The organism is Streptomyces sp. WAC 04229 (assembly GCF_003947455.1).
GTDB lineage: Bacteria > Actinomycetota > Actinomycetes > Streptomycetales > Streptomycetaceae > Streptomyces.
On the sequence record NZ_QHJH01000242.1, the window covers coordinates 1 to 9,598 of the forward strand.

Annotated in this window: 8 protein-coding genes; 3 read left to right on the plus strand and 5 right to left on the minus strand. The window is 74.4% G+C overall.

Features of this window, described 5'->3' with window-relative positions; translation table 11 throughout:
* Positions 1–121 precede the first annotated feature (121 nt).
* Positions 122–1,360: an ROK family protein gene (locus DMH12_RS34715; protein WP_122620722.1), complete on the minus strand. Its 1,239-nt coding sequence runs from the start codon at positions 1,358–1,360 to the stop codon at positions 122–124.
* Positions 1,361–1,382: 22 nt separating this feature from the next.
* The gene (locus DMH12_RS34720; protein ID WP_125495309.1) at positions 1,383–2,048 is read right to left on the minus strand and encodes an alpha-ketoglutarate-dependent dioxygenase AlkB; all 666 of its coding nucleotides are present in this window, start codon (positions 2,046–2,048) and stop codon (positions 1,383–1,385) included.
* Between the two features lie 97 nt (positions 2,049–2,145).
* Here DMH12_RS34720 and DMH12_RS34725 point away from each other — a divergent pair, with 97 nt between their 5' ends.
* Complete coding sequence (locus tag DMH12_RS34725) at positions 2,146–3,282, plus strand: methyltransferase (RefSeq protein WP_125495314.1); 1,137 nt, start codon at positions 2,146–2,148, stop codon at positions 3,280–3,282.
* Here the strand turns inward: DMH12_RS34725 and DMH12_RS34730 are convergent.
* On the minus strand, positions 3,272–4,129 hold the full coding sequence (locus tag DMH12_RS34730) for a class II fructose-bisphosphate aldolase (RefSeq protein ID WP_125495310.1): 858 nt from the start codon (positions 4,127–4,129) through the stop codon (positions 3,272–3,274). The two genes, DMH12_RS34725 and DMH12_RS34730, sit on opposite strands and share 11 nt — an antisense overlap.
* 103 nt (positions 4,130–4,232) lie before the next feature.
* A complete protein-coding gene (locus DMH12_RS34735; RefSeq protein ID WP_125495311.1) occupies positions 4,233–5,114 on the minus strand; it encodes an SIS domain-containing protein in 882 nt (293 codons plus the stop codon).
* 130 nt (positions 5,115–5,244) lie between these two features.
* Here DMH12_RS34735 and DMH12_RS34740 point away from each other — a divergent pair, with 130 nt between their 5' ends.
* Entirely contained in the window at positions 5,245–6,030 is a 786-nt protein-coding gene (locus DMH12_RS34740; RefSeq protein WP_122620726.1) for a DeoR/GlpR family DNA-binding transcription regulator, read from the plus strand.
* An 18-nt stretch (positions 6,031–6,048) separates the two neighbouring features.
* Here DMH12_RS34740 and DMH12_RS34745 read toward each other — a convergent pair whose 3' ends face one another.
* Positions 6,049–7,032 carry a hypothetical protein gene (locus DMH12_RS34745; RefSeq protein ID WP_125495312.1) on the minus strand — a complete coding sequence of 328 codons (984 nt, stop codon included), beginning with the start codon at positions 7,030–7,032 and terminating at the stop codon, positions 6,049–6,051.
* Between the two features lie 207 nt (positions 7,033–7,239).
* Here DMH12_RS34745 and DMH12_RS34750 point away from each other — a divergent pair, with 207 nt between their 5' ends.
* Positions 7,240–9,516 (plus strand): cation-translocating P-type ATPase, encoded by a 2,277-nt coding sequence (locus DMH12_RS34750; RefSeq protein ID WP_125495313.1) that lies wholly within the window; start codon positions 7,240–7,242, stop codon positions 9,514–9,516.
* Positions 9,517–9,598 lie beyond the last annotated feature (82 nt).

A 9,598-nucleotide genomic window follows, 5' to 3' on the forward strand; every position in this document is an offset into this window, starting at 1 on the left:
CGCTCGAGGACTGGATCAAGAACTGGAACGAGCAAGCCCGGCCCTTCAAGTGGACCAAGACCGCAGACCAGATCATCGACCGCATCTGCCGCTACTGCGACAGGATCTCCGGACCGGGACACTAGGCCAGCGCGTCCAGCGGGTCGTCCAGGACCGGTTGCCAGGCCAACTCGGCCGCGCCGACCAGGCTGTTGTGGTCCAGGCCGCACGGCAGGATGGGTACGCCGCCGCTCTGGCCCCACAGGCTGCGGTCGGCGACGACCGCGCGCAGCCGCTCGGGGTCGGCGTCGAGGAGGGCGCGGTGGAGGCCGCCGAGGATGATGCGGTCCGGGTTGAGGATGTTCACCAGGCCCGCGAGACCCAGGCCGAGGCGGTCGATGAGGGCCTCGGTGGCGGTCCGGACGGCCGGGTCGGCGTAGTGGTCGCGGATCAGGTCGTAGGACTGCTGGAGCAGGGAGACCTCCGGCCCCGGCTCCCGGCCGGCCGCCGTGAGGAAGGCCAGCGGGTCGGCCTCCACGTCGAGGCAGCCGCGGCTGCCGCAGTGGCAGGGGCGGCCCTCGGGGTTGACGGCGAGGTGGCCGACCTCCAGGGCGAGACCCGAACTGCCCATGTGCAGGCGGCCGTCGAGGACCAGGGCACCGCCGACGCCCCGGTGGCCGGTGGCCACGCACAGCAGGTCGCGCGCTCCGCGCCCGGCACCGTGCCGGTGTTCGGCGAGGGCCGCGAGGTTGACGTCGTTCGCGGCGAACGCGGGCCCGTCGATACCGGCGGCGCGCACCTGCTCGGCGAAGATCCGCCGCACGGGAGCGCCCGCCGGCCAGGCCAGGTGCAGCGGGTTCAGGGCCAGGCCCTCCGGTTCCGCGACGGCGGACGGCACGGCGAGCCCCGCGCCGACGCAGCGCCGCCCGGTCTCCCGCAGCAGCTCCGCGCCCGTCTCGACGACGGAGCCGAGCACCTTCGCCGGGTCGGCGTCGACGACCTCGCAGCCGGGCGCGGTGGCGACGATCCGGCCGCCGAGACCGACCAGGGCCGCGCGGAAGCCGTCGGCGTGGACCTGCGCGGCGAGCGCGACGGGGCCGTCCTCGGCGACCGAGAGGCGGTGCGAGGGGCGGCCCTGCGAACCGGCCGCCGCGCCGGGCCTGGCATCGACCCGGATCAGGCCGAGCGCCTCCAGTTCGGCCGCGACGGCTCCGGCCGTGGCCCGGGTCACGCCGAGTTCCGCGGTGAGGACGGCCCTGGTGGGGGCACGTCCGGTGTGCACGAGCTCCAACGCGGGTCCGAGCGCACCGCGCCCCCGTTCCAGCCGCGTCCTCGAGGTGGTCCCTTCCCCCGCCGCCCGGGGGTCAGCCTTGCCGCTCATGGAGGGGAGTCTCCCATGATCCTCAGGTCTGGGGCGCCTGGAGGCCACTGACCCGGAGCGTGATGTTGAGGCGTCCGGTGAGCCCCAACTCGGGCGGTGCCGTGCCCGGGTGCACCCTCGGCACGCCGTGGTACGCGAGCCGGGAGGGCCCGCCGAAGACGAACAGGTCGCCGCTGCGCAGTTCGACGTCGGTGTAGGGGCGGGCCCGGGTCTCCGGGTTGCCGAAGCGGAAGACGCAGGTGTCGCCGAGGCTCAGGGAGACCACGGGTGCGTCGGAGCGCTCGTCGGCGTCGCGGTGCATGCCCATGCGGGCGTCGGCGTCGTAGAAGTTGACCAGGGCGATGTCGTACGGCGCGTCCGCCGCGGCGCCGGCGCCCAGCGCGTCGGTCACCGCGCCGCGGCCCAGCTCGCCGAGCCAGGCCGGGAAGGGCTTCACCGGCGCACCGTCGCCGTCGACGACGGTGCGGGCGTAGGCGTACGGGTGCCAGTGCCAGCCGAGGCAGACCTGCCGGGCGGTCATGGTGCCGCCGCCGGGAGTGTGGACCGTGCGCAGTCCGGCCGGGGGGCGGGCCCACTCGCGGCAGGCGCGCAGCAGCTCGCGCTGCCGTCCGGGCGTCAGCCAGTCCGGCACGTGGACGGCACCGGGCGCGGTCTCGGTACGGCTCCTGGGGAACAGCTCGGAGTCCATGTCCCCATCCTGCCCGCGCCGCCGCCCGGTCTGCGCGAGGGGGCCTGAGCTGCGGCTCGGTTAGCCTGGGCGCACGATGAACGACCGCAGTGACCGTATGACGACGCCATGGGGCGAGCAGGTGCTAACCCGCTTCCCCGAGGACCCGCGCGACCGGCTCCGGGCCTGGGACGCCTCCGACGAGTATCTGCTCGGGCACCTCGCGGAGCGGGAGGTGCCGCTGACCGGCACGGTGGTGGTGCTCGGGGACCGCTGGGGGGCGCTGGTGACGGCGCTGGCGGGGCACCGGCCGGTGCAGATCACCGACTCCCACCTCGGCCGGGAGGCGGCTCGCGTCAACCTGGAGCGGGCCGGCGCGGAGCCCGGCGCCGTGCGCCTGCTGACCACGCAGGACCCTCCGCCGGACCGCGTCGACGTGCTGCTGGTGCGGGTGCCCAAGAGCCTGGCACTGCTGGAGGACCAGTTGCTGCGGCTGGCGCCCGCGCTGCACGAGGGCACGGTCGTCGTCGGCGCCGGGATGGTCAAGGAGATCCACACCTCGACGCTCCGGCTGTTCGAGCGGATCGTGGGCCCGACCAGGACCTCGCTGGCCGTGAGGAAGGCCCGGCTGATCTTCGCCACGCCCGACCTCGCCCTGCGGCGGCCGGCCAACCCGTGGCCGCTCACCTACCGGCTCCCCGACGACGTGGGACCGCTGCTCTCCGGCCGGGCCGTCGTCAACCACGCCGGCGTGTTCTGCGCCGACCGGCTGGACGTCGGCACCCGGTTCTTCCTCCAGCACCTGCCGACGGCCGGTGGTGCCCGCCGGGTGGTGGACCTGGGCTGCGGCAACGGTGTGGTCGGTACGGCGATGGCGCTGGCCGACCCCGGGGCGGAGGTGCTGTTCACCGACGAGTCGTTCCAGGCCGCGGCCTCCGCGGAGGCGACGTACAGGGCGAATGGGGCGACCGGGCAGGCGGAGTTCCGGGTGGGCGACGGGCTGGCCGGGGTGCCCGACGGCAGTGTCGACCTGGTGCTCAACAACCCGCCCTTCCACTCCCACCAGGCGACCACCGACGCCACCGCGTGGCGGATGTTCACCGGGGCACGGCGCGTGCTGCGCCCCGGCGGCGAGCTGTGGGTGGTCGGCAACCGGCACCTGGGCTACCACGTCAAGCTGAAGCGCCTGTTCGGCAACAGTGAGCTGGTGGCGAGCGACAGCCGGTTCGTGGTGCTGAGGGCCGTCAGGACGTAGCGCCGACCACCTGGATGATCGTCGCCACCGTCCGTGCCATGGCCTCCCTTCCGGCGGTGAGGTAGCCGCGCGAGTCGACCGCGTCGGGGCGGGCGGCGAGGTGCTCCCGGATCGCGCCGGTCATGGCGATGTTGAGGGCGGTGCCGACGTTGACCTTGGCGATGCCGCCCGTGACGGCCGCGGCGAGTTCGGCGTCCGGGACGCCGGAGGAGCCGTGCAGGACGAGCGGGACGTCCAGCGTGCTCGACAGTGCCTTCAGCAGGTCGTGGTCGAGGGCCGCGGTGCGGCTGGTCATGGCGTGCGAGCTGCCGACGGCGACGGCCAGCGCGTCCACGCCGGACTCGGCGACGAAGGCGCGGGCCTCGGCGGGGTTCGTGCGGGCGCCCGGGGCGTGGGCGTCGAGGGGCGCCGCGCCGTTCTTGCCGCCGACTTCCCCCAGTTCGGCCTCGATCCAGAGCCCCTGGGCGTGCGCCCAGCCGACGGCGGCGCGGGTGGCCGCGAGGTTCTCCGCGTACGTCAGCCGGGAGGCGTCGTACATCACGGAGCTGAACCCGGCGTCCCGTGCCTGGCGCAGCAGGCCGTCGCTCTGGACGTGGTCGAGGTGCAGGGCGACGGGCACGGCCGCGCCCTCGGCGGCGGCGACGGCCGCGGCGGCCAGGGGCAGCAGGCGGCCGTAGCGGTACTTCACGGCGTTCTCGCTGACCTGGAGCACGACGGGCATGCGCACGGACTCGGCGCCGGCGACGACGGCCTCAATGTGTTCCAGGGTGATGACGTTGAAGGCGGCTACGGCGGAGCGTGCGGCCGCGGCGCGGCCGACCAGGTCACCGGTGCTGGCGAGGGGCACGGTCTCTCCCTTCCCGGGCGTCGGGGCACGGGTCTCGGGGGCGGGCTCGGGACGGGTGTCGGGTGCGCGCGGCGGGTGCGCGCGGCGGGTGCGCGCGGCGGCGTCAGGGAGCGAGGATCACCGAGCGGGTGAGGTGGCGCGGGCGGTCCGGGTCGAGGCCGCGGGCGGCGGCGACGGCGACCGCGAGCCGCTGGGCCCGGACCAGTTCGGCGAGCGGGTCCAGCTCCCCCGGCACCCACATCGCGCCGGTGTCGCGGACCTGGTCGGCCAGCCCCTCGGGGGCCTCGCCGAACATCCAGGTGGCCGTACCGGCGGTGCTGATGCTGATGGGCCCGTGTCGGTACTCCATGGCCGGGTATGCCTCGGTCCAGGAGAGGGACGCCTCGCGCATCTTGAGTCCGGCCTCGTTGGCCAGTCCGACGGTCCAGTCCCGGCCGAGGAAGGTGAACTGGGTGCGCTCGACCAGCCCTTCGGGCAGCGCGGCGGCGAGCGCCGTGCGGGCGTCGGCGACGACCGCGTCGCTGTGCAGGCCCAGGTGGGCGCGGAGCAGGGTGAGGGCGGTGGTCGCGAACCGGGTCTGGACGACCGACCGTTCGTCGGCGAAGTCGAGGACGACCACGTCGTCGGCGGCGGCCATGACCGGCGTCCCGGGGTCCGCGGTGATCGCGACGGTTCGGGCGCCGCCCTTCAACTCCGCGAGCAGCTCGAGCACTTCGGTGGTGGTGCCGGAGCGGGTGAGGGCGACGACCCGGTCGTACGCGCGACCCCGCGGGAACTCCGAGGCGGCGAACGCGTCCGTCTCGCCGTGGCCCGCGCCCTCGCGCAGCGCCGCCACCGACTGCGCCATGAAGTACGAGGTGCCGCAGCCGACGACGGCCACCCGCTCGCCCGCCGCGGGCAGCGCCGCCGTGTGCCCCGCCGCCTCCGCGGCGGCGCGCGCCCAGCACTCGGGCTGGCTGTTGAGTTCGTCCTCGACATACGTCATGCCGCACACTCCCCGATCGACCGATCTGATTGTTCCTGCAAGATATAGCGAGCTTTCGAGCACAATCAAGCAATCCGGGGAAGTGGACCGTGCGCTAGGGTCGGCGGGAGATCGAGGAACGGAGGCGCGGATGTCGCGCGACGCCCGCTGGAAGGCGCTGCTGGAACTGCTCGTGGAGCGGGGCCGGCTGGACGTCGAGGAGGCGGCGACCGAGCTGGAGGTCTCGGCCGCGACGATCCGCCGTGACTTCGACCGGCTCGCCGAGCAGCAGATGCTCGTGCGTACGCGCGGTGGCGCGGTCGTGCACGGGGTGTCGTACGAGCTGCCGCTGCGCTACAAGACCGCCCGTCGCGCCTCGGAGAAGCAGCACGTCGCCCAGGCGGTCGCGGCCCTGGTGGCGCCCGGGGAGGCGGTGGGGCTGACCGGGGGGACGACCACCACGGAGGTGGCGCGCGCCCTGGCCGTGCGCGCCGACCTGGCCGCCGGGACGCCCGCGCTGACGGTGGTCACCAACGCGCTCAACATCGCCAACGAGCTGGCGGTCCGGCCGCAGTTCAAGATCGTGGTGACCGGCGGGGTGGCCCGGGCGCAGTCGTACGAGTTGATCGGGCCGCTCGCGGACGGCGTGCTGGGCCAGGTGACGCTCGACGTCGCGGTGCTGGGTGTCGTCGCCTTCGACGCCGAGCACGGTGCGGCGGCGCACGACGAGGCGGAGGCGGCGATCAACCGGGTGCTGTGCGAGCGCGCCGAGCGTGTGGTGGTGGCCGCCGACTCCAGCAAGCTGGGCCGGCGGGCGTTCGCCCGGATCTGCGCGACCGAGTCGGTGGACACGCTGGTCACGGACGCCTCGGCCGACCCTGAGCTGGTGCGCCGGTTCGAGGAGGCGGGGGTCCGGGTCGTCACGGCCGGCGCGTAGGAGCGGTTCGCCGGAGCCTCAGTGCCCGTGCCCGTCGCCGTGCTCGTCGCCGTGCTCCGTCGGCGAGGAGAGCGCCGGCTCCGACGCGTCCGGCGCCGCACCGGCCCGCACGGTGAAGGCGGCGGTGTGGACCTCGCCCCGGTGCCGGAAATCCAGGAAGAGGCGGTACGTGCCGTCGCTGGGCGCGGTGGCCGTGAAGGAGATGCCCGGGCCGGGCCTGGTGGTCCCGTCGCCGGGCTCGCCGCCCGGATGGACGTGCAGGTAGGCGAGGTCACCGGAGCGCAGGGCGACGAGGTGGCCGTAGGCGCCGAGGTAGGGCTGGAGGTCGTTGACGGGTTCGCCGTCGCGGGACACCTCGAACTTCAGCTCGCTCGCCTTGCCGGGGCGCAGGGATCCGGCGAGCTCGACCTGGTAACCGTCGGTCCTGGCGGTGCCGTTGAGGGCGGGCGTGCGCGCGGGCTCGTAGCGGCCAAAGGCGGCGAGGTCGGCGCCGAGCGTGAGGTTCTCGGCGCCCTTCCGCGCCGGGGTGAAGTCGGCGAAGACGCGGTAGTCGCCCGCGCGGGGCAGGTCGACGAGCGTGCTCCAGGTGCCGTCGGCGGCGCGGGTGGGGTGCAGGTGGCGGTAGGTGACCAGGTCGCGTGAGGCGACGATGAGGTGGAGTTCCTTGTCGTGCTCGCGTTGGTACGCGGTGACGGCCCCGCCGCTCGCGTCCCGCACCGTGAAGCGCAGCTCCTCACGCTCACCGGCGCTGACGCGCGGGGTGGCGAGGTCGAGGGTGTAGCCCTTCTCGGAGACCTGGAGCCCACCCGGCGGGGTGCTCTCATGCCCCTCGTGGCCGTCGCCCTCCGGCTCCCGGGGTGCCGGCCCGCCGTGCTCGTCGTGGGGCGCGGGCGGCGCGCTCTCCTCCACGACGGGGTCCACTCCCGTGCCGACGCCGTACGCGGTGCCGAAGGTCGCGGCTAGTGCGGCGGCGAAGGTGGTGATCCTCAGTCCGGTGCGCATGACGGTCGTCTCCTCGGGTTCCGGGCCTCCGGCTCGACGGCGAGTGAGGCTCTTCCTGCATCCCACAATACCCCTAGGGGGTACCTGGTCAAGCAGAGCGAACGCTTGCGTTCGATACCCCCTACGGGTATACATGAATCCGGAGTCGACATACCCCCTCCCCGTATATGCCATCCAGCAGCCGCCGCGCACGCGTCAGGAGCAGCCATGACCACCAGCACGACCAGGGCACCGGCCGAGGTGGAACTCACCATCGGCGGCATGACCTGCGCCTCATGTGCCGCCCGGATCGAGAAGAAGCTCAACCGGATGGACGGGGTCAGCGCCACCGTCAACTACGCGACGGAGAAGGCCAAGGTCGGTTACGGGGGCGAGGTGTCCGTACCGGACCTGATCGCCACGGTCGAGGCGACGGGATACACGGCCCACGAGCCCGAGCCGGTACGCGCCGAGCCCGCCCCCGGCACCGAGCCGGATGCGCCCCCCGGGGACGGCGACGCGCTGCGGCCCCTGCGGCAGCGGCTGGTCACCGCCGTACTGCTCGCCGTCCCCGTCATCGCGATGGCGATGGTGCCGGCGCTGCAGTTCGAGTACTGGCAGTGGCTGTCGCTGACCCTCGCGGCGCCCGTGGTGACGTACGCCGCGTGGCCCTTCCACCGGGCGGCCCTCACCAACGCCCGGCACGGCGCGGCCACCATGGACACGCTGATCTCGGTGGGCACCTCGGCGGCGTTCCTGTGGTCGCTGTGGGCCCTGTTCCTCGGCACCGCGGGCACGCCCGGCATGACCCACCCCTTCGAGCTGACCATCGCCCGCGGTGACGGCTCCGGGAACATCTACCTGGAGGCGGCCGCCGGGGTGACCGCCTTCCTCCTCGCCGGGCGCTACTTCGAGGCACGCGCCAAGCGCAAGGCCGGCGCCGCGCTGAGAGCCCTGCTGGAACTGGGCGCGAGGGAGGTCACTGTCCTGGGCCCCGACGGCCGGGAACGGACGGTTCCGACGGCCGAGTTGGGGGTGGGCGACCGCTTCCTGGTCCGCCCCGGCGAGAAGATCGCCACCGACGGCACGGTCGTGGAGGGCTCCTCCGCGGTGGACGCCTCGATGCTCACCGGCGAGTCGCTCCCCGTCGAGGTCGGCGTGGGCGACGGCGTCACGGGCGCGACCCTGAACGCGGGCGGCCGGCTGGTGGTCGAGGCGACCCGCGTCGGCGCCGACACGCAGCTGGCCCGGATGGCGAGGCTGGTCGAGGACGCGCAGAACGGCAAGGCCGCCGCCCAGCGCCTGGCCGACCGCGTCTCCGGTGTCTTCGTCCCCGTCGTCATCGCCCTGGCGCTGGCCACCCTGGGCTTCTGGCTCGGCAACGGGTCCGGACCCACCGCCGCGTTCACGGCCGCCGTCGCCGTACTGATCATCGCGTGCCCCTGCGCCCTGGGGCTGGCCACTCCCACCGCCCTCATGGTCGGCACCGGCCGGGGCGCCCAGCTCGGCATCCTCATCAAGGGACCCGAGGTGCTGGAGTCCACCCGCAGGGTCGACACCGTCGTCCTCGACAAGACCGGCACCGTCACCACCGGCCGGATGACCCTGCTCGCCGTGCACACCGCCGCAGCCACCGAGGAGGACGACGTACTGCACCTGGCCGGTGCACTGGAGCACGCCTCGGAGCACCCGGTCGCCCGCGCGATCGCCGACGGGGCGCTGGAGCGGCTGGGCGGCGCCCTGCCCACCCCCGAGGACTTCGCCAACGTCCCGGGCCTCGGCGTGCAAGGCGTCGTCGACGGCCACGTGGTCCTCGTCGGCCGGGAGCGGCTGCTCGCCGAGTGGGCGACGACCCTTCCGGCGGACCTGGCCCGCGCCAAGGGCGAGGCGGAGTCGTCCGGGCGCACCGCGGTCGTCGTCGCCTGGGACGGGGAGGCGCGGGCGGTCCTGGAGGTCGCGGACGCGGTGAAGGAGACCAGCGCCGAGGCGATCGGCCGGCTGCGCGCCCTGGGGCTGACGCCGGTCCTGCTGACCGGGGACAACCGTGCCGTGGCCGCCTCGGTCGCCCGCGAGGTCGGCATCGACCGCGGGTCCGTCTTCGCCGAGGTGCTGCCGCAGGACAAGGTCGACGTGGTCAAGCGCCTTCAGGGCGAGGGGCGTTCGGTCGCGATGGTCGGCGACGGCGTCAACGACGCCGCCGCGCTCGCCCGGGCCGACCTGGGGCTCGCCATGGGCACCGGCACCGACGCGGCCATCGAGGCCGGCGACCTCACCCTGGTCCGCGGCGACCTGCGCGCCGCCGCCGACGCGATCCGGCTGGCCCGCAGGACGCTGGGCACGATCAAGTCCAACCTGTTCTGGGCCTTCGCCTACAACATCGCCGCGCTGCCGCTCGCCGCGGCCGGACTCCTCAACCCGATGATCGCCGGTGCGGCCATGGCCTTCTCCTCGGTCTTCGTCGTCGCCAACTCGCTGCGCCTGCGGTCCTTCCGGGCCGCGGGCTGAGCGGCCACCCGGCACGCCGGGGGCGGGGGCAGGGGCGGCCCGCGCGTCCGCCGCCGCCCCGTTCCCCGCACGGTCCCCGGCC